This window comes from Rhizobium sp. BK376, assembly GCF_004341625.1.
Taxonomy (GTDB): Bacteria; Pseudomonadota; Alphaproteobacteria; order Rhizobiales; family Rhizobiaceae; genus Rhizobium.
Map to the genome: position 1 here is coordinate 71,971 of NZ_SLZG01000013.1, position 23,648 is coordinate 95,618.

Here is a 23,648-nt window from a genome sequence, read left to right on the forward strand (position 1 = left end):
AGATGATCACGATAGTCGAAAACGATATCGATGAACTGCTTGCGGTCCTGAACCCTAACCGAGCAACCCCGTTGGTCCTCGATGCGTCGCGTCGGCAGGCGATGTGCGGCGATGGAGATGTCCAGGCATGCCCAGGCAGCGGAAAGACGACGTTGGTTGGCCTCAAGTTGCTGTGCCTGATCCGCAAATGGACCGCTCCGCAGCAGGGCATTTGCGTACTTACGCACACCAACGTTGCACGAGATGAAATCTTGAAATGCCTGTCGGGTCACCCTTCGGGTTTCTCCCTGCGAAGCTATCCTCACTTTATTGGGACGATCCAGGAGTTCATCAACACGTATATCGCCATGCCATCGCTTCGATCAAAGGGCCTCACTGTCGCGCAAATCGACGATGACCATTGCGTGACCCGCTTGGAGCGTATGATTTCTGTCGGAGCTCGCGCATACTTGGCGAACCGGCATGCCTCGCTATCCGATCTTAGGTACAGATGGGAAGACGGCAACCTCATGCTCAAGACCCCAGCATTCGCGGGACCGTCACCGTCACCCTCATATGCAAATCTTTTGTCGATCAAGAGCCGCCTTCAGGCCGAAGGCGCATTCTTCTATTCCGAGATGTACGCTTATGCACATGAAGCCCTATCGTCGAACGCCGGCCTGACCGCCTCGCTGCGACACCGGTTCCCGGTTGTACTGATTGACGAAATGCAAGACGTGCAAAAGTTTCAAGACGATCTCATCAATTCGATTTTCGACCACCAATCGGTCCACTATCAACGATTTGGCGATCCGGACCAATCCATCTTTGACGGCGTCGGCGGGGAACTGCCGAATACAACGTACAATACTGCCGAGATGCAACCGATATCGGAAAGTCATCGATACTGCCCGGCAATCGCTGGCCAACTGAGGGGTTTGAGCAGCAGAAAGCTTCCACTCGACACAAGTTGCCAAGCATCGGAAGGAGATCCTGGTAGCGCAATTATCCTCTTCAGCGGCGCGACTCTTGACCAGGTGCTCGGCCGCTTTGCCGAAATTGTTGAAGAGCTTCCTGAGGAGCGTCGGCGGATCGTGAAGGCTGTGGGCGGCGTTGCGGAAAACAACGGCGAGGCGGCAGCTCCGTTGAATATTGGAAGCTACTGGCCTGGGTTCCAGCGAAATCTGCAGCCCCAAAGCCCGAAACCAAATTCGATGTGCCAGGCAGTAAGGCAGTCGATAGCCAACGGCACAAGCGGCCCGGGACTGTCCCTCATCCTCGACGCGGTTGTAACCGCGTTTCGCCTTGCGAACGTCCGTTTCCGCAACCGGGCGGGACTAGAAACGTCCCCATCCAGAGCCGGACTGTTCGACCACCTTCGCTCACTTAACATCTATTCGCCTCTTCGTCGCGAGATTGCACAATGGATGCTGGGAGCCGAACCCGTAGAAGACGAGTGGGACCTGAGAATGGAAGCGCTGCGCGACCTCCTACACCTCCCTGATAACAATGCCGACTTAAATAGCTTTCTTGCGTTCGATGGTACGGCCGCAGAAGGCGTCGAAGAGGTCGTATTCCAGGCAAATACCTTTGTCTCGCTAGGCGGGTTGCACGTAGAGCTGGCGACCATTCACAGCGTGAAAGGGGAAACACATGACGCCACACTTGTTTTGGAAACCAAATATCGCAGGCTATTCGACCTGAAAGAGATGCTTCCTCACATCATCGACCAAGCGCGTCCTGCTCCAGTTTTCGATCCTGCCCATCCACTGACGAACGTATCGATAAAGGCTTCGTTCATGAAAAAAGCGTTTGTCGCCTCGAGCCGGCCGAGACACCTACTATGCCTCGCCATGGGAAGAGACCGGATGACCGACGCTCAACGTCAAAGCCTGACGGCCGCAGGTTGGACCATCATCGATCTCGGATAATCTGCCTGACCGGCGGCACATTCGACGCACCGCAGGAAACGCTCCCGGATCGATCAAAGATGGCTTTTCGCCCAGATTAGCGCGCCGAGGGCGGCCGCCTTCGCGTCGTGCTCAGACGAATACCATTTACGCCCCGCTTGCCGCTTTGTTGTACCACGGCGTGACACGGATACTCGATACCCATCAGTGCCGTGATGGGGCAACGCCTATCTCAACAGCCTGCAATCCCGCCTCCGCTGTCGCGAGTGCGGAAACCGTGACGGGAACAAATGGATACATGGCATGTTGCCGCGTTAAATCCACGGTGGTACGAAACGCCAACAATAGGGCGACTGGCCGCCCTAGAGCGGCCATGAGGCGTAGATGTCAACAAAGGTTGTGAGGTGGCTGTTTTTCACGGTTTTGCTGTCGGTGGTCCCTATTGTCGGGAGCTACGTATCGGGCACCGCGAACAACAAGCCTGATCTCTCGCTCTGGTCGGTCTTAGATCAGGGCGACCTTTATCTCCTTTGCACCGCTTTTTGCTGTGCAGGCCTCGGGGAACTGATAGGGCTTGGTGTCAAAAAAGGCGAGTTGGCCAAGATAATCGTAGGTAGAACGGCGACATTCCATATCCTCGCCTGCATTTTCCTTTACGTTCTGATCAGGAACCCGTCTCCGACGACGGACACACATTATCTCGTGTCGCTATGGGGTTCTTTGTAACTGGGGTTATCGTTTCGACAACGTGTATCGCGCTCTCGGAGATGCAAGATGCTGCATGAATGGCTCTCATATGCGGCGATTGGCGTTGCGGTGCTAGGCGCTATCGCTAGCGTTATTTCGACAGTGGTTGTTCGAATTGAGAAGCGAAGGCTGATGATTTCCGTTTCTGTAGACCGCCACTCACTCAGAATGAAGAAGGGAGAGGTCCAGCCGACGTTCAGCGAAGAGGATGAACGCGAGCCGGCACGCTACTCTAGCCACGGCGGGCCTATCAGCGATGAGTGAGTTTCATTTCGTGGCGATCATACTCACGAGCGCATCTGAAACCCGCGATCTGTCGAGGTTTGAGGAGCAGTTGGATCGCGCTCGCGATTGGGTGGAATTTCGCGATCAATCTTGGCTCGTGTGGACCGAACAAACTAGTCGAACATGGTATCGCCGCATGAAGCCCCTTCTTCGAGAAGGGGACAACATCTTGGTTTTCGCCGCCGATATGAGCGATAGAGGAGGGTTGATGCCAGAAGCGTTCTGGGAGTTTGTTCGAGCTAAAACGTCCTGATCTTTGGGACAATGGAGCATATCGGAGAAACCAGTATAGCGCCGCCTCGGCGGGGTTTCGGGAATTCGCGCCACGGCGAAAGGGCGTCCTGAGGCAGCCATAGGAGCGGTCGAAGAGCGCGGGACTGACTGCGTAGCCCTGTGCCGTTCCGTCCTCTTTCGCACATGGTTCGCCATGGAAACGGCTGTAACCGCTGTTCCAGCCCCACGTTGTCCTTACCGTCCTAATCTGTGATCGGCTTTCCATGGACGAGCAACGGGAGTTTCTCCATGGAGAGTACATTGGAGTTTCTCACAACCAGGAAGTCTGGACGTGAGGTTCACCGGCACTGGCCTGATGAGGTCAAGGCGCAGATCGTTTCGGAAAGCTTGAGACCCGGTGCGATGGTGAATGAGGTCGCCGAACGCTTTGGATTGCGGGCGAACCGCCTTTCGACTTGGCGGACGATGGCGCGGCAGGGCAAGCTTGTTCTGCCTGCACCTGAGGATGCGATTGAGTTCGCAGCGGTAGTCGTCGATCCACCCGTTGTGGAGCCGCCAGTCAAAAAGGCCAGTCGCCCTGAGATCATCATCGGTTCCGTTACTATCCGCCTGGAAGAAGGCGCGTCTGCCGCCCGCATCGCCGCTGTCGCGCGTGCCTGCGCGGTTCCGGAATGATCTTTCCATCAAACCGCGTTCGGATCATGGTGGCGACCAAGCCGGTCGACTTCCGTAAGGGCCACGATGGCTTGGCGGCGCTAGTCAAGAACGAGCTGCACAAGGACCCGTTCACGGGAACGGTCTTCGTATTCCGGTCGCGCAAAGCAGACCGATTGAAGCTGATCTACTGGGATGGCAGCGGTCTGGTGATGGCCTACAAGCGGCTGGAGGAACACACGTTCTCCTGGCCAGGCATCAAGGATGGCCTGATGACCTTGGGCCATGCTCAGTTCGAGGCGCTGTTTGCAGGCCTCGACTGGCGTCGGGTTCATGCTGTGGAAGCGAAAGCGCCGGACGCCATCGAATAGCTGCGGCACGATGACTCGGGCGGCAAATTCCGACGGCGAAGCGACACTGGCTTTGATAGAGTTCAACCATGTTGGACGCCACCGATCTTCCCGACGATATTGCTGCCCTGAAGGCGATGCTGATCGCGGCGCAAGCCCGTGAGGTTCGTAAGGACGAGCGGATCGAAAGGCTGGAGAAGCTTGTTGCCGCTTTCAAGCAGGCTGCCTTCGGCCGCAAATCCGAGAAGACCGACCCTGAACAGTTCAACCTCGCACTGGAGGACCTGGAAACGGCCATCGCGGCCGTCCATGCCGAAGACGAAGCGGATAGCCTTCCGGGGAAGCCGCACCCCAAACCACGCGCCGCCAATCGCGGCTCTCTTCCGGCCCATCTTCCTCGTATCGAGGAGATCATCGAGCCGGAAAGCTTGATCTGCGCCTGTGGCGGTTGCCTGCATTGCATCGGCGAGGACGTGTCCGAGCGGTTGGATGTGGTTCCAGCGCAGTTCCGCGTCATCGTCACTCGCCGCCCCAAGTATACCTGCCGTGCCTGTACTGATGGCGTTGCTCAGGCTCCAGCGCCTGCACGATTGATCCACGCCGGATTGCCGACAGAGGCGACTATCGCTCATGTGCTGGTGTCCAAATACGCCGATCATCTGCCGCTTTACCGGCAGGCCCAGATCATGAGCCGCCAGGGCATCGATCTCGACCGCTCGACACTCGCCGATTGGGTCGGTCGGGCTGCTTTCGAATTGCGCCCGGTGTTCAACGCTCTTATCGCCGATCTGAAGCGGTCGATGAAGCTGTTCATGGACGAGACCCGTGCGCCGGTGCTCGATCCCGGCTCCCGTAAAACCAAAACCGGATACTTCTGGGCTCTGGCCCGTGATGACCGACCGTGGGGCGGAGGTGCGCCGCCAGGTGTCGCCTTCACTTATGCGCCCGGTCGCGCTGGGCTACATGCCGAGCGGATATTGCAAGGCTTCACGGGCATCCTTCAAGTGGATGGTTACGCCGGATATAACCGGCTGATCGCACCCGACCGTGTCGGTCCCAATATCCAGCTTGCCTATTGCTGGGCACACGCTCGGCGCAAGCTGGTCGAGATCACTCGCACTGGCTCCGCGCCGATTGCCGAGGAAGGCGTCAAGCGGATCGGTGAACTCTATCGCATCGAAGCGGAGTTGCGCGGTCTCTTCCCCGAAGTTCGCCTGGCTGGAAGGCAGGAAAGATCAGCACCGCTAATCACTGACATGCGGACGTGGCTCACGCATCATCGCGCCCACGTCGCTGGCAAGTCGCCGCTCGGTGAAGCGCTCGCCTATATCGCCAAATTCTGGGACGGCCTCTGCGTGTTCTTGACCGACGGTCGTATCGAGATCGACAACAATAGTGTCGAGAGAACTATCCGGCCGATAGCGCTCAACCGCAAGAACGCACTCTTTGCCGGACATGACGCGGGAGCGGAGAACTGGGCGACCATCGCCTCGCTCATCGAGACGTGCAAACTCAATGCTGTTGATCCGCTTGCCTATCTAACCGCCACGCTCACCGCCATCGTCAACGGTCACAAACAAAGTCAGATCAATGAACTGCTGCCTTGGAATTACAAGAGGAAGTAATATGGCCCTGAAGACTGCAGTCCGCCAATGCGACATGTAGCCAGGCCGCAGGCAATCTATAAAAGATGACATGAGTTATCGCCGACGCTAGGATCGGTACATGCCACTCCATCCAGACATCCTCAGATTCGCCAGCGCACTTCGCGAACTTGAGACGCATCTGTGCGCGAATGATGCGCCTCACTGGGCTCATCACATAGCAAGATGCGCAGCCTCGATTGAACAGTCTGATTATTACGGAGTTGAACGCTTCCTTGGGCTTTTCGGTGGGATGGGTTCGTTGAACGATCTTATTCTCCATCGCAATGGCCAAATGCTTACTACCGAGAATGACGAGTTGCGCACATTGCTGACGCGAAGCTATGAGATGGCCGATGCGCTCCGCCGCGAGCGACTATGAGCAGGCTCGGCAAATTCTACGGTAAGGTCGTAAGCGCTCTACTTTTGCCACGCAATGCCGACGAATGGCGCAAATTTTTCGTCAAGTAGGCTGAAATCTATGAAGCCCACCCATACAGAGGGTCAAGGTGCGATTAGAACACCGCTTACAAACGGCTGTTTGCACATGAAATGCCACTGACGACGGAATGGGGCCGCTACGAGACGTTGACGACTGTTTCTGGGCTTGCTCGATCGCTGATGCATGGCTGGCCCATGGACGGCCGCGGCGATGCCTACATTACCGCCCTGATGGTCTGCGAGGCCGTTCTATCGGGTGGCGAGGACGATACGGCGGACCATGCCCGCGAGACGTTCATAGACGCCGCCTATGCCGCTGGTCTGTCAGTCTTCGATCCTAACGACGGTCCCGATTTCTGAATCGAAAGGCTACGCTGTGGAGGCATCCTAGAGGTCGTTCCTAAGCCTCAACCGAAAATGCCGATCTCCTGGCCCCACGCGTCATCGAATTGCGTTTCGAAATTTGGAGGAGACATGATCCCGTTGAACTTTTCGTAGATGTACTTGTAGCAGTCGTCTTTAGCCATCGCAGCGTCTGACTTCGCGATCTTGCGGATTTCCATCCATATGCGGATCAGGTTGCTGATCTCCTGCCTGTAATTGATCCGCGATGATCTAAATTCCCGCGCCGAGGATACCGATAAACTAGCAATCATGCTCAAGGAGTGCTCGATAGTGTCGAGCCGTTTCGTCAAATACTCGGCCTGCGGGAGTTCGTGGTTCTCCACCTGCTTGGGCGTGAAGGTTCCGAAATGTTTGAGGAACGGTGAGAAGCTGGGATCCTTTTCCTTTTTCGCCACGGTCATGGTTATCGCTCTTGTGAGCCTTTCCTTGAACGCTTCCACATCGTCAAAGCGTTGGTCATGGCGATAGGGGATATGCTCGATCACGCCAGCGTCGAAGGTGTACGCTGTCAGCTCGTCCTTGACGACGATCGTTGGCTTATCGAATGCGAGCCGTAGACCTAACTCGAACATGCAATTGGGATTCTTGTTGCTGACATCGCAGACCACAATTTCGTCGTCATAAAGATTCTGCACGATACGAGCATGGATCACGCCGATTTCGTCGCTGTCGCTGACCAGGCGCGGGGTGTAGCCTGCCGATATGATCGCCGAATCGAGAACGTCTTTAACCCGCTTCCAGTGGCTCGCATCGTACTCGGCCGACATACTGGCGATCGGCATGACGATCCCGCAATAGCGCACGCTGGTTTCGGCTTCGCGGTCGTTCTGGTTCTGGGCGTTTTCGATATGCTTACGCAGCGTCATGGGTGTTCGCAATCAATGTAAAGGTTGCTTAAAAGAGGACGAGACCGTGAAGCGAGGAAATATCGGCCCCGCCCTTACCTTGTTCATCAGCCCCCAATACATCTCACGAGCAAGGGGCTGACTGATCGTCGGGGGAACATCGAATCGATAAAGCATGTCGTGGGGGTCACCATAAGGGTTATAAGATCGAGCGTATTCCGGCATAAGATATTGATAAATCCCCCACCGAATATCGTTCAGCATCTCTGCTATCCAACTCGAATAGTAGATGAATGCATGGTTGTGGAACCACTCGTAGAAATCGGGAAGCATCGAATAGGCCTGCGCTTCGGAGATCGGCCAGCCGTTGAACGCCATTATTTTCAGAAGCTTTCGGACGTTCACGTCGAGCCGTGCAAAATTATGCTTTGCTATGTCTCCACATGTTTTCAGCGCTTGCATCCGCTCGATAGTCAGCGGCCCGTTGTAATTTACAGAAGAAAACCAAGCCTTGGGAATGACTATTTCGCCGTCTAGCCAGTCCGCGAATTTCTCCATGGGAGCAGCTATCAGCTCGGGGTCGCCAAGTGTGGGATCGTTACAGATCTGGCGAAGGTAGAACAAGTATGTACGGTCGCTCGACCGTGCGATTTGCGGGGGCGTCGGCAAATCGAAGGGCTTCGGAATTGCTTGCGCTTGCGACAGGAAATCAACCAACAAGATGTTGAACAACCGTGCGTCCGCCGATCTTTCGAAAAGCAGGCTGGTATCGGTCGTTTTGTTGATTTTGCAAAACCGACCAAAGTTCACAAGGTTGTCTATCATATCCCAAACAGCGTTTAGGATTATCGACTCCTGCTCGTCCTTAGAATATGCCATACGCCTGCTACCTAGTTTTTTGACGACGGCTCCGATTTTCAGGCCCCCTTTTCGTCCTTGTAGGCGTCCAGCAGGTCGGGTCGAACATCGAGGAGCAAGCTAATGTTCACCTCCATCGCCATTGCCCTCGCCTTGTCATTGTCACGCGCGTAATTGGCCTGACGGTTGTTCATGACCTGAAACGAATTGCGGAGGTAGACGGTTGACCCTTGGCGAGGCGGCAACGCGGCCTGAAAGACCGCTGGGAGGACCAACGCTGCGACAACGGCTCCAAGCCCCTGTTGCCAGCCATGGAAGTACCAAATCCAAATGGCCGCGGCGGCATCCACAAGCCAGAAAACTATGGTGGCGTTCGTCAGCCACGGCGGCGAGATGGTATTTTGGTATTGGATCGGCTTTATGCCGAGACCGTGCTTCTCAGCCATCTGTGTTGCGGCCTGAAGCAGAGTAGCCGAATAGGATAGGCATTTCCCTGCACCGACTGTCGCTATTATCAAAATCACCCACTGCAACATTTGCCCTGCCCTCTATCAAGTCCCCGCGATAGCAACCTTTTAGCGAAAAGAAAGACAAACGCTATCGTCGTCTTGCGGCGGCGTCGAAAATCCGGACAAATGCGGCCGAGAGTGTTGATTTGCGCTGAGAGTTGACCCGGGTCAACTCTCAGCGCAAATCAACAGCGTTGCCACCCAATCTGTTCCTTTTGCTATATTACAAAAATGCAAAGCACTCAAAGGTAGAAATTGATGTGCCGTACACGTGGCTGATCGACAAATCAGAAAAATCCTCATCAACGTAAAAAATTCCGCTTGAAGATTTGCGTTCGATTCATAAATTGACGTTGTTCGCTTCAGGCGGACGGGCGCTTGGGGTTCTCCGTCCCTCTCGTGTCCACCCGATGTCTTTTCAGTTTCTCTTTGCTATCTGGCGCGCAAGAGTGCGCTTTAGATGGAGAATAGCGAGGGAACTTCGTTTTCGATCTTATTCCAACAGATCGAGAGAGGTTCCCTGCGCAAGCGATGGTGTTTCTCTCTCGATGACAAACCGAAAGAGCCGCCATGACTTTCATGACCTCCGCCACGATCTTTACCGCAGCCTGTGGCATCGCAGCTGTAGCTGTTGCGGTACTTCCCCTCGCCTTCCCGGCTGCCAGCGACAATCCGATGCTCGCTGAACTCTTTAGAACCTTTCTCTATCTGTTCGCCGGCGGTGTGGGCGCACTGACGATAAAGGCCTTTGCATAGCGATTGCAGGTGGCGTTGCGAAACGGGTAGCGCCACCTCATCCTGCTATTCGACGATGGTTCAAAACGGATTGATCCCACCCGCCGCAAAGGCGATCACAAGGTGAGCCTGGTGTGCAGGCCAATTCGAATTGGCTTTTGATTGGCAACCGCAGTTGCTTGCTGAACGAACGCATCCAACAAATCCGCGACGGCCCCGTCGTCCATCAGGGTATATTCAACCAGCTGCTGGAAGTGCTGAAAATGGTGGATCTTGAGCGTGTTCCCGTTGATCCGGCGTGTGACCTCTCTCACACGCGAACGATCGCCGATCGTAACCGTGAACCCTTTCGAACGCATCCTGTTCCATAAATGGGCGGGATTGAAGACCGTCGTCACGTGAACGTGGTGAAACAGCAGATCGCGCAGTTCTGCATTTTCGACCGGCCACCAGACGAGGGGAATAGCACCGTGTAGCATGGTCGGAAATCCATTTTCGGTATTGCCCAGACTGCCCACGAAAAGGCAATTGTCCTCGAAATCCGAGCTCATGATATTTTCGACTTGAGTTCTCAGGGGATCCATTGGTTTGGTCAAACTGGCCGCATTTCGCATCATACGTTTGCCGAGGCTTTTCTGTGGTCGCGGTCGCCAAGCTGCCAACAGGAGACCGTTTCCCGCTTTTCCAAAAACCATGGCGCGGGGCGTACTGGAGCGAATAACCTTGTCCAGCGCGTCGTAGTGAAAGTTGCCAGGCGCGTTTAGCGTTGAGCGTCCAGGCTGGGTGTCCCGTTTCTGCAAGGCAGCCGTCATCTGATGGACCTGTCGGTCGAGCTTGTGCTGGGTGACACTGTCGAGCCCGAGTGCTGGTTGCGATGTCGTTGGTTCGGGTGTCCGTCTCAATCTCTCTGCGAGAGGACTATCGCGGCCAAAGGAGAACGCCAGCGTGAATTCATAGTGATCGTCGGCAATATGGCGCGTCTTCAGCTCAGCGATCGTTTCGATCCTGCCGGAGTCCGGATCGAAAAAGCTGAAGTCGCCCAGACGCAGGAATGAGGTGATCGCGTGATAGAGTATAAACGTACCAGCAAATCCCTGCATCCTGTCGATAAAAGTGCGTTCGCCAAGACCGCCGACATTTGGTGGAAGCAGCAACTGACGCTGGTGGCGCGTATGCTCCTCCAATAGCGCTGTTTCGTCGCGATAGAACAGCCAAGCAAATCCATCCCCGAGCTCGCGGCCATTGCCGATGGCAAAGGTCACCGCCTTGGCATATTGATCGAGCTGCGCCATGCGGGCGCGAAACCAGGCTTCCTTGTAGCGAACCTTTCTCGAAATCAGCAGGTTGCGTTCGGCCCTTATCGCGCGGTAGGCCTGATTGAGCTTAAAAAGGGCATGCGTCAGCTTTGACTGGAAAGCATACAGGTTCGGTCGATCATGCGCGATCCCATCTGCATCCCGTAGGAAGGCGAAGCACCAGGAGAACGTTTCCTCGGCAGCATCGATTGCCGCGATGACGTCGGACCGCGAAATCACCAGCTGTCCTCTTCGGCTTTATATGGCCCAGCCCATGGCAGTATCCCAAGATCGCATGATTTCGAAACCGTCGCGCATGCGTATTAAGTCAATCCTGCGGAAGGATGTCACGAACGTGAGAATTGTTGAAATGCGGCTCGCCCATTTTGTGCATTTCGCACAATATTTTTCCACGGACGTTTCCTTCCGTGAATGCGCGGAAGACCAAGCACCTAGTGTTTTACGCGATGTCGCCTTGCAATCTTCGCCCCCTGTTTGAGGCGTGCGACGCTTTTTATCTCACCCGACACCTAATAAGTCGTATTGATGCTCATATCGAACAAAACCAGCAACAGGACCCCGTGAAAGAGTACCAGCATCGCCGCTGCACATCCGATGATCGATGGAAAGCGGCCACACATTTTCATGCCGGAAAACAACTCCCGCCCACAGAAGTAGAGCACGGCGATGAGGATGAGGTTGGTCGGCGGCAGAACAAGCGACACCAACACATAGGCCAGCAACTCAAGCGGCCCCCTGTAGTCTGACATCTCAAGTAACCTGATGATGTCGAGAAGCGTGACAAAGCTGCAGATGCCCAAACTGCTCGATAGCAAAAACAGTCTGACCCGTTGACCATTGAACGGAAAGATTGTGACCACGCCGACCACCAGTGACAGCAGTACCAGGGCCGAGTGAAAAACGGGATATTGATGCAGATCGCGTAATAATTCGTGCACAAGTCAATCCGGTAGATTTTATCGAAATAGACGAAAAATTTCAGTCGCATCGAGCAAGAAGCGTCGGCCGTCGCCCGCGAGTTCGAAAGCCTTGGCCATCCTCTGCCGCATCAATGTGCGCGGCTTTCTTCGGCCGCTTCAGAAACTGCCGCGACGACTTAGTCGGTCTTCAGACCAACGACAAGCGGCAACCAGCATGAATCCGACCGCGGAACCACATCCAGTTGCCGGCCGACAGCGTAACCCTTGGCATAACGGTCGATTGTGATTTCCGCATCGCAATTGTAGGCCACACCGTCCTGAATGCGGACGAAGGTCAGCATGGCGACCTGGTAGACCGTTGAAGATCCGTAGCGATCGGCAGAATTCCGGGTCTCTATTTGCTTGATCGTGGCAGTGGCATGAGCGGAATAGGCTATACGCCAGACGGTTGTCAGGTGCCATATGATCGAGAAGACGGCCAGGAAGCCGAACGCGATGCCGGCCCTGACGAGAAAGTAGGTGTCTTGTTTTTTGGGGTTCCAAGGATCCAGATACATCTGCTCAACGTTCAAGATTACCGGTCGCGCGGCGGTGGCCGGCGCCGGCCACCCACTTTGTACGGCTCTGGGCCGTCTTGACGCCAGGTATCTATCAAAGACCCCATTTCCGCCAGTATCAGCTTTAGATCGACAATTTTGAAAAGCAGTAACGCACTGAAATCATGGTAAATAGATCATTAAATGGAAGCGATATCGCCACTCTGTTCCGCTGGAGGATTAGACCGTGAATGGTCACTATAACCATCGATAAGTATCGGTTATCGATGGTCATTTGTGCGGAAACAAATTACTATCAAAAAATGGGACGATATTCTAAATATTGCCTATATTCTTCGCAAGTTCCGAAATTCTTTTATTGCAAGCTTGGTCAATATTCTCGATCACCTTCTCAGCATGTTCGATCAACCAAACCAAGGCTTCCTCCGTGATGCTGTAGTGATGGGAATAGCGGGCTTTGACATACGCCTCGTTCAGCGTGTTGAACCATGAAATGTATCGATGTCGATCGTGGGGCCAAAGGTCTGAAAGGCCCTCCGCGTTTTGCTCGGCGAGACCCCGCAATTGCTTTAGATTATGAGAAGCGGGGCTGTAATTAGTGAGCACCAATAGCAATCCCGAATAAGCTTGTTCCAAAGCCTGATGAAGGGAAAAAGCCGCCTGACGGTACTCTTTCTCCGTAAGGTAAAATCGGGCGCCTTTAAGAAACGCGCGCGCATCAGACAGCCTATTCTCACGGTAGAGCTTCGCGCTTTCAAGCGCCGCCTCTGGACTAGGGTCTTTCGGAACTGGCAATTCCGCATCATCTAGCTCATAGAGAATGATGCCCTGTTTGCGAATGTCGGAAAAGAAGTAATTTCCCTTATGAAGCGCATCGCCAACCTCGCGCCGTGAATGAACGATGGGATTGACCGGCGTCTTGATGGCATGCATCAGCCGGTCCTTGGCGGTATACCAGTACTTTGGATCGATGAGCTTCCGGGTGTTGACGATGATCAGGATGTCATAGTCGGAGTGATAGGCTTTCGTCGTATGCGGCTCCTCGACCCAAGTACCGCGTGCATAGGAACCGAACAGGATGATCTTCCAGATCCGCCCCTTCTTCTTGAACTCCGCCTCGCCGCCCTTCAGTGCGTCCTCGAACTCCTCGTGGATGATCTCGACGACGCGCGCGAGTTCCCGCTGCTTCTGTTCCGGCAGATGCTCGAGGCTCGATTTCATCAAGGGTAAAACTCCGTATGAACCACCTTCCTAGCCTATCGCATCGGGGTGACGCCACCGTAATTTCTGACGGGAAACCACACTTTATTTTCAACTCTTCCGATTGCCGCCGCATGCATGCTGCCACCAAAAAGAGCTGACCAGACAGAACCATTTCGTCAGCTACGCTTTACTTTATCCAGCCACCAGCCTTGGTCTCATCGGGCCAAGATCAATGCGCCTTTTCATGTGAGCCATTGCCCTTCGAAATGCTCACGAATGCAATCACAGCACTTGCAGCCGATGCCAGCGCTGCGCACCACATCACGCTGGTATAGGCGCTGGTCAGCACCTCGATCGACATGGCTGCCATCCGTTCACTACCAAAGGCAATACCGAGGGCAGCCGTTGCCAAAAGGCTTCCCGTTCTCGCCGCAGCATTGTTAATCCCCGACGCCGCGCCACTATCGCTGTCAGCGACGGAATCGAACACCGCGGTAGTGAGAGCCGGCACAGCCAGTGTCATTCCCAGGCCCACAATGAGCAGTCCCGGAAGAAACGTCGTCGCGTAGTTTTCACCGTTTGCCGAAAGCGCCAGGGTCGCAAATCCGGCGCCAGCAATCAGCGGACCGATCGTCAGCGGCAGCCGGTTGCCGACCGCGTCGGCCAGGCTCCCGGACAGCCGTGACCCGAGGCCGAGGATCAGCGATAGGGGCAGGAAGGCCAGGCCCGCAGCGATCGAGCTATAGTGATGCGCCCTGATCATTGAGAAGGGCAGCATGAAGATCGCAGCACCCAGGCCACCATAGAGGATCACGGTGAGCGCGTTTGCGCCGGCAAAGGTACGACTGCCGAACAGCTTTAGCGGCATCATCGGCATCGCGCTTCGATGCTCGATCAATAGGAAAACAACGGCAAGCGGCACCGCGGCGGCAATCGCGATCGCGCCAGCTCTCGCCATCCCCTCTCCAAGCACGATTAGCCCGTAAGTCAGCGCCGCAAGCGTGGCGATCGCTAGCAGCGCTCCCGGCACATCCAGGCTTCGATCGTCTAACCGGCCCCCGGCGGTGCGGATCATTCCTGAAAGATAGATCGCCAGAGCGGCGAGCGGTATATTGATGAAGAAGATCGAGCGCCAGCCGGCGACGTTGATCAGGAAACCGCCGAAGGGCGGTCCGAGCGCCATCAGCAGGCCTCCCGCAGCCGCCCAGGTGCCGATCGCCCGCCCCCTCGCCTCTCCCTTATAGGCCTGGCTGATGAGGGCAAGGCTGGTCGGAATGAGGAAGGCGGCACCAGCGCCCTGGACGATCCGCGCACCGACAAGCACGGCAGCCGAGGGGGCGATCCCACATCCAATCGAGGCAAGAGCGAAGACTATGAGGCCGATGACGAAGACGCGAAGCGATCCGTATCGGTCACCGGTGGCACCGCCAAGCAGGACCAGGCTTGCCAGCGTCAGCAGGTAGCCGTTGGTTACCCACTGGATCGTGGCAAGCGATGCGTTCAGATGGTCCTGGATGGTCGGAACCCCAATATTGACGACCGAACTGTCGATAAAGCCAAGGCTGCTCCCAAGGATAGAGATGGGCAAAACCCATCGAGAAACATTCGTCTCCTCAGTGTGAACCTTATCCATCCTCGGACTTCACTCCATGTATCGAACGCAAATCGTCAACGGCTTGTCCAGTTCCGATAGGCGGTGATGATGGTCGCGCATGTCGGCAACTCCGTAGCAGCTCAGTGTTCAAAGCCGGCCTCAACCGCCCTTCCCGCCCGCCGGCTGATTTTTGGCAGCAGGACTTTGCCACCTCGGCTTTGCAAACGAACTGACCCGAGCCGTCGCAGTCTTGGAGCGGAGGCCTCAGTATCAGGTGCTGGCCGGAGATGATTGCTCCGTCGCCAGGAACGATTCGATGACACCGAGCAGAAGCTTCGTCTTCTCCAGGGGCAGCTGCTCGACATGCCGCATCAGGCGGTAGCGGGTTTCGGCCTCTTCCTGTGCCTCTCCCCATAGATGGGGGGCGGCGGCAAAGATCAGTTCCAAAGGCGAGAAACCGAGAATTTCGCAGAGATGCACGAGGCGGGTGACGTGGAGCTTGGCTTCTCCCCGCTCGTAACGCCCGTAAACCTGCGTCGTCAGACCAAGAAGCGGCGAAAGGTCCGGCCGCGTCAGGCCTTGCCGTTCGCGCGCGACCCTGAGCGCCTCGCCGATGCGATTGTCCATCTCACCGAGCGCAGGCGTTCCCTCGTATCCTTCTGCGCGGAAGATCGGATTGTCGATTTCCGCATCATTGGTCTCAACGAGACCTCTGCGTTTGATGTAATCGTTTGTTTTTGCGGTCATTCTGTTGCTCGTCGCGCCACTCACAGTCGATTTATCACTGGAACGGCAGCCGACCGCAACCCCTGCCTCTCCCTCCCGAAATTTAAAATACCGGTCAATCGCTACCGCGCGTTCCATTATCGATCCAGACTAAAATATTGCCGTGCCGAACCAGAGCCATCCTGTTCCTCGATATCGAAGAAATACGGCTTGTCGCGCAGTGGCCGCGCCATGGTCTCGACGACATGGCAGGAATCGTACTGCGAATACGCCCTGGTGATCCCGGCATCGTCGACTATGCGACCGTCGGCGCCATCCCGACCGGCGCGCGCCGCACCGCGTGCACACTGATCGACCACACGACGGCAGCGGGACAGGTCCGAGCTTCCATGGTCGCTGTCGACGTCTGCAACGCTCGGCGTCCAGCCTGCGGGACAGTCGGCATAGCGATCATAACCCGGTTTGCCGGCGCCGCCCTCGGGACAGGTCGGCCAGGAAAATCCGGGCTGCTTCATCGCATCGATCAATCGCTCCATCGGCGGCCGGCAGGTCGCGACTGCCTGCCAGGCGGGATTATCCGAGGCGGCGCAGAGCAGGACTTCGCATCCCCATTCGCTGGCGCGCGTCGGGGATTGCACGGTGCAGGCCATCGCCATCAGAAGAACAGCCAGGGGCAAACGCATGATGCTTTCCTCCTATCGATCGGTTCTGAGCGCTCGCCGGCGCCAGTCGGCAAATGGCGGCGTGATCTCAGCCTGGAGCGATGCCAGAAGGTTTCGGTCGGCGGCGGGCCCCCGCGAGACTGTCCGATCGACCGCCCTTTGCTGCCACTCGTCCATGTCGAGCACATAGGTTCCCCAGAAGCCGTAGCGGGCAGACCGGGCATAGCGCTCAGCGGCTGAATATTGCAGATCGCCTCGGCCGGCGGCCGTTGTTCTCGCCCAGCCGACCCGCAACATTTCCAGACCGAGGTCGTGACCGCGGGCCGCGCATCGCGCTGTCTTTCGGTTTCCAGACGTGTCGAGGGTCAGACGACAGGTGACGGCGGCGTTGCCGACGATGCGTTTCAGCCATGCCTTTGCCAGCGGTCCACACGGAACCGGCGGGGACGAAACGGATGCAGGCGCGCCATCCGGCTCAAACGCCCATTGCGGCAAGGCGCAAGCGTCGACACCGGCGAGCCTGACGGCGACGGCATATTGCGGAAACCAGAGTGCCCCGCCATCGACCACCGATACCCTTCCCCTAATCTCACCACCGCTGATCTCATTGCTGCTGAGATCACCGGTGTCTCTGCCAAGTGCGAAAAGATCGGCAGCGAAACAGGCATGGGCCGAAAGCCCGATTGTCATCGACAACAGCACCGCGCACCGCTTCATCATGGTCGCTCCCCGGGATCTGTCGCCACATGGCCGATCAGGACGGACGGATGCTGCACGTCGGCGAATTGCCAGAGCCCCGCCCGACGCGACCGCGCCTCCTGCTCGGCAACGGCATAGGCGGGATTGACCGGCAGGCCTTTGTTATCGAGTGCGGCAAAATCGAACCCCTCGGAAATCAGTATCGTACCGAGATCGAGCGAATGGCCGCCGACCGTTGAAAAGCAGAGGACGTAGGATAGGGACGTGTTCTGCGCGACCGGCGCGCAGGCGGGCCTGGTGTCCCGGATGAAGGCCGCAAGCACCGCCAGCGACGCCTCGCCGCAATCGCGTGTATCGCCCGGTGAGACGGTAAACGAAGTGCCCCTCAGACAGGACTGGACGCCATAGAGGCGAAAGCGATGACCGTCGAACGACCAGGTATCGCCGGTTTCGAGCGTGATGCCGTCTCCGAGTGGGGTGTAGCCTGACTGCGCCGGCGCCGTCGAAGCGACCAGGCACAGCATGAGGGAAAGGTTGCGGGCGCGGATCCCGGTCATCTCTGCGTCCTCGCGTCGGCCCACATGCCGTAGCCTGTCCGGCCGATCCTCTCCGCGCTTATAAGGTCTGGCCGCAGCGGCGTTCCGTCGGCTTTCCTGGATAGGCGAAGAGCGCCGATCGACAGCAGCTGCTCCTCCATATTATCGACACTGTCGAGACTACCCGGATAGTAATGATAGCCCCAACAGGTCACGTCCTGGACGCTCGCCTTTTCCTCCGTCAGGAACGCCCGGCAGTAGAGCACCTTGGCGGCTTTCAGCTCGATGGCCAGATGCGTCCTTGCAAAATCCTCGCAGCTCCCGCTGTAGCCTTCGCGCTTGTTGACGAAGTCTCCCTGGCAGGGCTCGACCCCGAAGAGGTGCAGGCTGACGCGGTCGTCGACCCTGAAATCCGTGGGCGAGATCGGCGCGAAGCCCTTCGCCGACGCATAGCCCTGACGGGCGACGACGGTTTTCTGACCATCGTAGTACTCGATCACCAGCACCGTCTTTCCCGGAGCCGCCAGCGACCGGACGTAATCGGCATCGACCGAACCGCCGGCACAGGCTCGCCCAGGGACGCCAAGCTGCACGACAACCACGGACATCGCCACAAGGCCCACACGTATCATATCTATTTTTGATATCTTCAGAATTCGCTCCATCCCGAATTTTTCTCTTTTCAACCGCAATTTCCTGATGTACGAGTTATCGTATTTAGTAAACTTCCGCAATGTCAAATTCAGTGTGATTGATGCCGCCAAGCGCCGTGTTGATCCTGTTTGAGAGTGGTTGACTAGATGATTATTTGTCTCAAATCCGCGATATCGCTCAGATGCGCCATAGCATCGACATTGCTGCTTGCCTCGGCAGCATCGTCAAAATCCTTTGAAATCAAACAATTTATGTCTACGACTGTCCCGACATCGGGACAACAGCCGATCCGTTGGTCTGAAAACAATACCGCACCAATCGCTCTCCTTCCCGACCGAGAAGCGATCGCTTCGTTGGATGAGTCAGCAGCAGCCGAGAACAAATTTGGATATCATCCTGCGGTAACCTCGCCTTCGAGTGGTGACAGCAGAGACGCGAGGAACGGATTACCGGAACAGAACAAATATAGGTATCTTATCGACAATCAGGCTTGCGGATCGTCACATTACACCACCACCGACATCACCCGGCTCGTCCGGGCTGCTGCGGACCGCTATGCCGTCGATCCCGACTTTGCCGTTGCGATCGCCTGGACGGAAAGCCGTCTTGATGAGAGCCGCAACAGTCCGCGCGGCGCTCGCGGCCCGATGCAGCTGATGCCGCAAACGGCAGCACGGTTCGGCGTTGCCGACATCTGCGATTCCATCGCCAATATCGATGGCGGCGTCCGCTACCTGCGCGCGCTTCTCGACGAATTCAAAAATCCGCTGCTGGCGGCCGCGGCCTACAATGCCGGAGAGCAAGCGATCTACGACAGCAACGGCATGCCGGCCTATGCCGAGACCGTTCGCTACGTCGCCTCCGTCATCAATCGTGAACTCGGCATCGCACTGCCCGCAAAGCCGCTCGCAACCAGCCAACAAGCTCCCTTGCCCAAGACCGGCGGCGCGTCGTCCGCGAGCGATGTCATCGGCGCCCGCCCCGTCACCTTCGTTGCCGGCGTCCTGCAGATCTCAAAGGAAAGGATAAAGCCATGAAACCCGCATTCCCGCCGCGCCCAGGCTTTTGCCTGCGTGCAACACTCGTCGTTTCCGTGATCGTGCTGTCGCAAATTCCGACCGCCGATCTTGCTCTGGCCCAGGCGACCAACCAGGCTTTTGCGCCGCTGCAGACGGTGGTCCAGGCGGTCGTCGATTTCATCACCGGGCCGTTCGGCCGCCTAGTTGCGATCATTGCGGTGATCGGTCTCGGATTCCTGGCCTTCGCCGGTCGGCTGAGCTGGTTTACCGCAGGCGCGGTCGTGCTCGGCATCGGCCTCGTCTTCGGCGCGCCCGCCATTGTCGATCAGCTGATCTCCACCGTCGGGAACTGAGCGATGATCCGGACCGAGGACGATAAGCCTGCTCTGACGCCGCTGGTGATCGGGTTGACCCGCGCACCGACCTTGTGGGGTGTTCCCTATATGGCGATCGTGCTGGTGATCAGTCTGACCATCGTCGCCTGGCTTGTCACCAACACCTTCTGGTCGCTGCTGACCGCCCCCTTTGCCTATTTCGCCCTCTTTGCCCTCTGTCGCTGGGACGCACGTGCCCTCGACGTCATCCAGGTCGCCACCCGCCGAACGCCACGCATCCCGAACAGGACGTTCTGGGGCGCCAATTCCTACGGACCATGACCATGCTGAAACTCATTCGCGACGAGCTTGGCTTCGGCAACACGCTTCATCGGGAGCGGTCGATGGGCCGGCACATCCCCTATCTGCGGCACGTGGCCGACACGGTGATCAAGCTTGAGGACGGCGCACTGATGAGCGTCGTCAAGCTCGATGGTCTCTATTTCCAGACGGAAGACCAAGCCGAGCTCAACATGCGCGCGGCGGTGCAAAACACTTTGATCCGCGCGCTCGGCTCCAGCCGTTTCTCGCTCTGGTCGACGGTCATCCGCCGACAGGTCGACACGGCGCTCGACGGCGCCTTCGACGATCCGTTCTGTGCGGCGCTCGACCGTCGTTACGCGGCATCGCTCAAAGACAAGCGCCTGTTCAGCAACGAACTCTATCTGACGATCCTGCGATCAAGCATGCGCGGCCCCTTGGCGGCAGGACAGGCCATCGCCGGGATTATCGATCGATCGAAGGCACGCGGCGCCGAAGACGAACAGATGCGTGAGGCGATCGGCGCGCTCGAAGAGACCGTCGGCAATATCGTCGGCGACCTTGGCAAATACGGCGCTCGCCCACTCGGAATCATCCATCGCAACGGCGAGCCCTATTCGGAGCCTTGCGAATTCTTAAACGCGATCCTGACCTGCGGCATCGAACGACGGATGCGCCTGCCGCGCATGGGGCTTGCCGGCTATCTCGGGACATCGCGGCTGCATTTTTCAAGGCGGAGCCTGCAGGCACAAGGGCCGGTTAAGCATGAAGACCGGTTCGGCGCTATGCTGTCGATCAAGGAATATCCGCCCTTCACGGGGCCGGGCATGCTCGACGGGCTGCTTGAGGTCAATCACGAATTCATTCTGACGCAATCCTTCACGATCGCCGACAAGCCGATCGCGCAGGAGCGGATCACCCGCCTGCAACGCCAGATCGGCGCCTCCGACGAGGCGGGAAGCGATGTCGAGACAGATATCGATTATGCCCTGAACAGCCTGCTCAATCAGGAGGCGGTGTTCGGGTTTCATCATCTGTCGCTGCTTGCCCTGTCGCGCGACCTTGCGAGCCTCAACAAGGCGGTCTCAGAGCTCGGCGCCTGCCTCACCGACATGAACATCAACTGGCTGCGCGAGGACCTGAACATGGAGGCCGCCTTCTGGGCGCAGCTTCCGGGCAACCACGCCTATATTGCCAGGCGCGCCATGCTGTCGAGCGCAAATTTCTCCGGCCTGTCGTCGATGCATAATTTCGCGTCCGGACAGCGCGAGGGCCAGCATTGGGGTTCACCGATCACCGTGCTGGAAACGACAAGCCAGACGCCCTACTGGTTCAATTTCCACCGGCGCGACATCGGCCATTTTCTGGTGACCGGGCCGACCGGATCGGGCAAGACGGTCGTGCTTACTTTCCTGCTTGCCCAGGCTTTCCGGGTGCGGCCAGCACCGCGCGCCGTCTTTTTCGACAAGGACCGGGGTGCCGAGATCTTCATCCGGGCAATGAACGGCGCTTACGAGGTGCTGTCGCCGGACAGGCCGACCGGCTTCAACCCGCTCCAGATCGCCGACACCGGCGAAAACCGCGATTTCCTGCTGCGCCTTTTGAAATCCATGCTCAGAAGGGGCACGGGCGTGCCCTTCGAGCAGGAGGAAGAGGACACGCTCGAGCGCGCCGTGCTCCGCCTGATGTCGGAGCCGGTATCGCAGCGGACGCTTGCCAATCTCTCCGGGCTTCTGACCGGCCGCTCGCGCGCCGATCCGAATGATCTGCGCGCCCGTCTCCGCCCCTGGATCGACGGCGAGAAGGCGTGGCTGTTCAACGCCGGCCAAGACGTTCTTTCCTTTTCCGAGCGCCGTCTGTTCGGTTTCGACATGACGAGCATCCTCGACAATGACGAGGTTCGCACGCCGGCGCTAATGTATATCCATCATCGGCTGGAGGAGCTGTTCGACGGCTCGCCCGTCCTGATCTTCATGGACGAAGGCTGGCGGCTGCTGCGCGACCCGGCCTTCTCGGATTTCATCGTCGACAAGATGAAGACGATCCGCAAGTTGAACGGTATCGTCGGTTTCGGCACGCAATCGGCAGCTGACATCGTCCGGTCGCCGGCAGCGCACACGTTGATCGAACAATCTGCGACGACCATCCATTTTCCCAACCCGCGCGCCGACGAGGAGAGCTATATCCACCGTTTCGGCCTGACGGTGAAGGAATTCGACTTCCTGCGCAACACGCCACCGGAGCGACGCGCCTTCCTGGTCAAGCATGGCAATGACAGCGTCATTGCACGGCTCGATCTCGGCGCCATGCCCGACATCGTCAAGGTGCTCTCGGGACGAACGCAAACGGTTGCCAAATGCGAGGCATTGCGTGCGGTCCATGGCGACCATCCGTCCGGCTGGCTGAATGCCTTTTGCGGCTGGGAGCCGGAGGAATGAGAGCCCTTCCCTCATCGATCGCCGTCCTGGCTTCGATCCTGCTTGCCGAGACGGAGGCAGGCATCGCCCATGCCGACGTGCCGGTCGTAGACGACACAGCTTTCGACGCCCGCAACAGACGGGACGACGCCACGAGCAAAATCGAGGATGCCGATCATGACCGCTATGCCATCCACACATCGGTGACCTGTGCGATGTATCGCCCTGGTCCGGCAAACGACCCGGTTGGGGCTGCCCAGGCCAATCCGGAGATCTCAGGACTGGTGCGACGGGTGGCGCGCGAGGAAGGCGTCGACGAAAACCAGTTCCTGGCGCTCGTCTACCAGGAGAGCCGGTTCAACCCTTGTGCAAAGTCGCCGGCTGGCGCGACCGGTCTTGCGCAGCTGATGCCGGGGACGGCAGCCGAGCTCGGTGTCGACGCCAACAATATCGAGGACAACCTGCGCGGCGGCGCGCGCTACTACAAGGATCAGATGGACAAGTTCGGCGGCAATGTTTCGCTGGCGCTCGCCGCCTACAATGCCGGTCCCGGCAGCGTCAGCAAATATGGCGGCGTGCCGCCTTTCAAGGAAACACAAGGCTATGTCGCCTCGATCACCCAAGAATGGTTGCCGGCCTTCGGCGGATCGGACAAGTCCGCCATTCCGCTGAACTATGGCGGCGGCGACATGGCCTTTGCGACGATGCGGTCCTCGACGCTGAATGCCATGGGCACGAGCGCGGCAATGTCGGACAGCCTCGGCAACGTTGGGAGCTGGTATCAGCAGCTCGGAGCCGTCCAAACGGGGTCGATCCAGGACAGCTGGGATCAGAATTCCACCGTCCGAAACGCCAATCTCGGGATGATGAACAACGTCATCACGCTCGGCGCTGCGATGGCCGACCTGATCAATTCCAGAAACACGGTCTCCGTGTCGAACCTCTCCGGCAGTGCGAGCAGCAGCCGGCAGACATCCGATGAGAAACCACAAGCGACCACCCACCTCTGCGACCCGCGTCAGAACCTGGTCTGGAACGACAAGGAGCAGGTCTGTGTCCAGAAGCGGGAGGCCGAGGACCGGATAGAGCTTCAACTGCAACCTCAATGATGGGAG

General features: G+C 57.6%; 26 protein-coding genes. 13 read left to right on the plus strand and 13 right to left on the minus strand.

All coding sequences use genetic code 11. The features are described from left to right. The first annotated feature begins 2 nt into the window (after positions 1-2). The 7 genes from EV561_RS24685 (at position 3) to EV561_RS24715 (ending at position 6,603) form a co-directional block, all read left to right on the plus strand. Positions 3-1,910 (plus strand): UvrD-helicase domain-containing protein, encoded by a 1,908-nt coding sequence (locus tag EV561_RS24685; protein WP_132525443.1) that lies wholly within the window; start codon positions 3-5, stop codon positions 1,908-1,910. A gap of 753 nt (positions 1,911-2,663) precedes the next feature. Then, positions 2,664-2,900, plus strand: coding sequence for a hypothetical protein (locus EV561_RS24690; protein WP_132525445.1), 237 nt, complete (start codon positions 2,664-2,666; stop codon positions 2,898-2,900). Further along, entirely contained in the window at positions 2,893-3,174 is a 282-nt protein-coding gene (locus EV561_RS24695; RefSeq protein WP_132525447.1) for a hypothetical protein, read from the plus strand. The genes EV561_RS24690 and EV561_RS24695 overlap by 8 nt, the downstream gene beginning before the upstream one ends. 269 nt (positions 3,175-3,443) lie before the next feature. After that, a complete protein-coding gene (locus EV561_RS24700; protein ID WP_132525449.1) occupies positions 3,444-3,830 on the plus strand; it encodes a transposase in 387 nt (128 codons plus the stop codon). Beyond that, positions 3,827-4,180 carry an IS66 family insertion sequence element accessory protein TnpB gene (gene tnpB, locus EV561_RS24705; RefSeq protein WP_132525451.1) on the plus strand — a complete coding sequence of 118 codons (354 nt, stop codon included), beginning with the start codon at positions 3,827-3,829 and terminating at the stop codon, positions 4,178-4,180. Before EV561_RS24700 ends, tnpB begins: the two co-directional genes overlap by 4 nt. Positions 4,181-4,248: 68 nt before the next feature. After that, a complete protein-coding gene (locus EV561_RS24710) occupies positions 4,249-5,784 on the plus strand; it encodes an IS66 family transposase (protein ID WP_132525453.1) in 1,536 nt (511 codons plus the stop codon). 570 nt (positions 5,785-6,354) lie between these two features. Next, positions 6,355-6,603, plus strand: a complete 249-nt coding sequence (locus EV561_RS24715) for a DUF982 domain-containing protein (RefSeq protein ID WP_132525455.1) — start codon at positions 6,355-6,357, stop codon at positions 6,601-6,603. A gap of 47 nt (positions 6,604-6,650) precedes the next feature. On the opposite strand, the gene EV561_RS24720 is transcribed toward EV561_RS24715, so the two are convergent. From EV561_RS24720 to EV561_RS24730, 3 genes are read right to left on the minus strand one after another with little or no spacing between them, the layout of a single operon-like run. Further along, positions 6,651-7,514 (minus strand): hypothetical protein, encoded by an 864-nt coding sequence (locus EV561_RS24720; RefSeq protein ID WP_132525457.1) that lies wholly within the window; start codon positions 7,512-7,514, stop codon positions 6,651-6,653. Positions 7,515-7,526: 12 nt separating this feature from the next. Then, a complete protein-coding gene (locus tag EV561_RS24725) occupies positions 7,527-8,372 on the minus strand; it encodes a hypothetical protein (protein ID WP_132525459.1) in 846 nt (281 codons plus the stop codon). 38 nt (positions 8,373-8,410) lie between these two features. Beyond that, complete coding sequence (locus tag EV561_RS24730; RefSeq protein WP_132525461.1) at positions 8,411-8,797, minus strand: hypothetical protein; 387 nt, start codon at positions 8,795-8,797, stop codon at positions 8,411-8,413. A 633-nt stretch (positions 8,798-9,430) separates the two neighbouring features. On the opposite strand from EV561_RS24730, the gene EV561_RS24735 reads away from it, so the two are divergent. Next, positions 9,431-9,616 carry a hypothetical protein gene (locus EV561_RS24735; RefSeq protein WP_132525463.1) on the plus strand — a complete coding sequence of 62 codons (186 nt, stop codon included), beginning with the start codon at positions 9,431-9,433 and terminating at the stop codon, positions 9,614-9,616. A gap of 95 nt (positions 9,617-9,711) precedes the next feature. Here EV561_RS24735 and EV561_RS24740 read toward each other — a convergent pair whose 3' ends face one another. The 10 genes from EV561_RS24740 to EV561_RS24785 form a co-directional block, all read right to left on the minus strand. After that, on the minus strand, positions 9,712-11,130 hold the full coding sequence (locus tag EV561_RS24740; protein ID WP_132525465.1) for a hypothetical protein: 1,419 nt from the start codon (positions 11,128-11,130) through the stop codon (positions 9,712-9,714). A 290-nt stretch (positions 11,131-11,420) separates the two neighbouring features. Next, positions 11,421-11,849, minus strand: coding sequence for a hypothetical protein (locus EV561_RS24745; RefSeq protein WP_132525467.1), 429 nt, complete (start codon positions 11,847-11,849; stop codon positions 11,421-11,423). A 158-nt stretch (positions 11,850-12,007) separates the two neighbouring features. Beyond that, positions 12,008-12,388 carry a hypothetical protein gene (locus tag EV561_RS24750; protein ID WP_132525469.1) on the minus strand — a complete coding sequence of 127 codons (381 nt, stop codon included), beginning with the start codon at positions 12,386-12,388 and terminating at the stop codon, positions 12,008-12,010. A 315-nt stretch (positions 12,389-12,703) separates the two neighbouring features. After that, positions 12,704-13,609 carry a nucleotidyltransferase and HEPN domain-containing protein gene (locus EV561_RS24755; RefSeq protein ID WP_132525471.1) on the minus strand — a complete coding sequence of 302 codons (906 nt, stop codon included), beginning with the start codon at positions 13,607-13,609 and terminating at the stop codon, positions 12,704-12,706. A 211-nt stretch (positions 13,610-13,820) separates the two neighbouring features. After that, positions 13,821-15,224 carry an MFS transporter gene (locus EV561_RS24760; RefSeq protein WP_132525473.1) on the minus strand — a complete coding sequence of 468 codons (1,404 nt, stop codon included), beginning with the start codon at positions 15,222-15,224 and terminating at the stop codon, positions 13,821-13,823. 231 nt (positions 15,225-15,455) lie between these two features. After that, on the minus strand, positions 15,456-15,932 hold the full coding sequence (locus EV561_RS24765; protein WP_132525475.1) for a helix-turn-helix transcriptional regulator: 477 nt from the start codon (positions 15,930-15,932) through the stop codon (positions 15,456-15,458). 116 nt (positions 15,933-16,048) lie between these two features. Next, positions 16,049-16,594 (minus strand): hypothetical protein, encoded by a 546-nt coding sequence (locus EV561_RS24770; protein WP_132525477.1) that lies wholly within the window; start codon positions 16,592-16,594, stop codon positions 16,049-16,051. A gap of 12 nt (positions 16,595-16,606) precedes the next feature. Continuing rightward, entirely contained in the window at positions 16,607-17,293 is a 687-nt protein-coding gene (locus EV561_RS24775) for a thermonuclease family protein (protein ID WP_245512901.1), read from the minus strand. Further along, positions 17,290-17,829, minus strand: coding sequence for a thermonuclease family protein (locus EV561_RS24780; protein ID WP_132525479.1), 540 nt, complete (start codon positions 17,827-17,829; stop codon positions 17,290-17,292). The genes EV561_RS24775 and EV561_RS24780 overlap by 4 nt, the downstream gene beginning before the upstream one ends. Next, positions 17,826-18,416 carry a hypothetical protein gene (locus EV561_RS24785; RefSeq protein ID WP_132525647.1) on the minus strand — a complete coding sequence of 197 codons (591 nt, stop codon included), beginning with the start codon at positions 18,414-18,416 and terminating at the stop codon, positions 17,826-17,828. Before EV561_RS24785 ends, EV561_RS24780 begins: the two co-directional genes overlap by 4 nt. A 399-nt stretch (positions 18,417-18,815) precedes the next feature. Here EV561_RS24785 and EV561_RS38555 point away from each other — a divergent pair, with 399 nt between their 5' ends. The 5 genes from EV561_RS38555 to EV561_RS24810 are packed head-to-tail and all read left to right on the plus strand — an operon-like array spanning position 18,816 to position 23,642. Beyond that, positions 18,816-19,499: a lytic transglycosylase domain-containing protein gene (locus EV561_RS38555; protein WP_348633753.1), complete on the plus strand. Its 684-nt coding sequence runs from the start codon at positions 18,816-18,818 to the stop codon at positions 19,497-19,499. After that, positions 19,496-19,834 (plus strand): TrbC/VirB2 family protein, encoded by a 339-nt coding sequence (locus EV561_RS24795; protein ID WP_132525483.1) that lies wholly within the window; start codon positions 19,496-19,498, stop codon positions 19,832-19,834. Before EV561_RS38555 ends, EV561_RS24795 begins: the two co-directional genes overlap by 4 nt. Positions 19,835-19,837: 3 nt before the next feature. After that, a complete protein-coding gene (locus EV561_RS24800) occupies positions 19,838-20,137 on the plus strand; it encodes a VirB3 family type IV secretion system protein (RefSeq protein WP_132525485.1) in 300 nt (99 codons plus the stop codon). Between the two features lie 2 nt (positions 20,138-20,139). After that, the gene (locus EV561_RS24805) at positions 20,140-22,554 is read left to right on the plus strand and encodes a VirB4 family type IV secretion/conjugal transfer ATPase (protein ID WP_132525487.1); all 2,415 of its coding nucleotides are present in this window, start codon (positions 20,140-20,142) and stop codon (positions 22,552-22,554) included. Next, positions 22,551-23,642 (plus strand): lytic transglycosylase domain-containing protein, encoded by a 1,092-nt coding sequence (locus tag EV561_RS24810; protein WP_132525489.1) that lies wholly within the window; start codon positions 22,551-22,553, stop codon positions 23,640-23,642. The genes EV561_RS24805 and EV561_RS24810 overlap by 4 nt, the downstream gene beginning before the upstream one ends. Positions 23,643-23,648: the final 6 nt, after the last annotated feature.

What these genes read in the sequence shown, in the direction of transcription:
- EV561_RS24765 (WP_132525475.1), bottom strand. Translation starts at nt 15,932, where the DNA reads ATGACCGCAAAAACAAACGATTACATCAAACGCAGAGGTCTCGTTGAG.
- EV561_RS24805 (WP_132525487.1), top strand. Translation starts at nt 20,140, where the DNA reads ATGCTGAAACTCATTCGCGACGAGCTTGGCTTCGGCAACACGCTTCAT.
- EV561_RS24685 (WP_132525443.1), top strand. Translation starts at nt 3, where the DNA reads ATGATCACGATAGTCGAAAACGATATCGATGAACTGCTTGCGGTCCTG.
- EV561_RS24710 (WP_132525453.1), top strand. Translation starts at nt 4,249, where the DNA reads ATGTTGGACGCCACCGATCTTCCCGACGATATTGCTGCCCTGAAGGCG.
- EV561_RS24735 (WP_132525463.1), top strand. Translation starts at nt 9,431, where the DNA reads ATGACTTTCATGACCTCCGCCACGATCTTTACCGCAGCCTGTGGCATC.
- EV561_RS24785 (WP_132525647.1), bottom strand. Translation starts at nt 18,416, where the DNA reads ATGTCCGTGGTTGTCGTGCAGCTTGGCGTCCCTGGGCGAGCCTGTGCC.
- EV561_RS24725 (WP_132525459.1), bottom strand. Translation starts at nt 8,372, where the DNA reads ATGGCATATTCTAAGGACGAGCAGGAGTCGATAATCCTAAACGCTGTT.
- EV561_RS24730 (WP_132525461.1), bottom strand. Translation starts at nt 8,797, where the DNA reads ATGGCTGAGAAGCACGGTCTCGGCATAAAGCCGATCCAATACCAAAAT.
- tnpB (WP_132525451.1), top strand. Translation starts at nt 3,827, where the DNA reads ATGATCTTTCCATCAAACCGCGTTCGGATCATGGTGGCGACCAAGCCG.
- EV561_RS24800 (WP_132525485.1), top strand. Translation starts at nt 19,838, where the DNA reads ATGATCCGGACCGAGGACGATAAGCCTGCTCTGACGCCGCTGGTGATC.
- EV561_RS24760 (WP_132525473.1), bottom strand. Translation starts at nt 15,224, where the DNA reads ATGGATAAGGTTCACACTGAGGAGACGAATGTTTCTCGATGGGTTTTG.
- EV561_RS24750 (WP_132525469.1), bottom strand. Translation starts at nt 12,388, where the DNA reads ATGTATCTGGATCCTTGGAACCCCAAAAAACAAGACACCTACTTTCTC.
- EV561_RS24695 (WP_132525447.1), top strand. Translation starts at nt 2,893, where the DNA reads ATGAGTGAGTTTCATTTCGTGGCGATCATACTCACGAGCGCATCTGAA.
- EV561_RS24755 (WP_132525471.1), bottom strand. Translation starts at nt 13,609, where the DNA reads ATGAAATCGAGCCTCGAGCATCTGCCGGAACAGAAGCAGCGGGAACTC.
- EV561_RS24700 (WP_132525449.1), top strand. Translation starts at nt 3,444, where the DNA reads ATGGAGAGTACATTGGAGTTTCTCACAACCAGGAAGTCTGGACGTGAG.
- EV561_RS24810 (WP_132525489.1), top strand. Translation starts at nt 22,551, where the DNA reads ATGAGAGCCCTTCCCTCATCGATCGCCGTCCTGGCTTCGATCCTGCTT.
- EV561_RS24795 (WP_132525483.1), top strand. Translation starts at nt 19,496, where the DNA reads ATGAAACCCGCATTCCCGCCGCGCCCAGGCTTTTGCCTGCGTGCAACA.
- EV561_RS24720 (WP_132525457.1), bottom strand. Translation starts at nt 7,514, where the DNA reads ATGACGCTGCGTAAGCATATCGAAAACGCCCAGAACCAGAACGACCGC.
- EV561_RS24715 (WP_132525455.1), top strand. Translation starts at nt 6,355, where the DNA reads ATGCCACTGACGACGGAATGGGGCCGCTACGAGACGTTGACGACTGTT.
- EV561_RS24690 (WP_132525445.1), top strand. Translation starts at nt 2,664, where the DNA reads ATGCTGCATGAATGGCTCTCATATGCGGCGATTGGCGTTGCGGTGCTA.
- EV561_RS24775 (WP_245512901.1), bottom strand. Translation starts at nt 17,293, where the DNA reads ATGATGAAGCGGTGCGCGGTGCTGTTGTCGATGACAATCGGGCTTTCG.
- EV561_RS24780 (WP_132525479.1), bottom strand. Translation starts at nt 17,829, where the DNA reads ATGACCGGGATCCGCGCCCGCAACCTTTCCCTCATGCTGTGCCTGGTC.
- EV561_RS24770 (WP_132525477.1), bottom strand. Translation starts at nt 16,594, where the DNA reads ATGCGTTTGCCCCTGGCTGTTCTTCTGATGGCGATGGCCTGCACCGTG.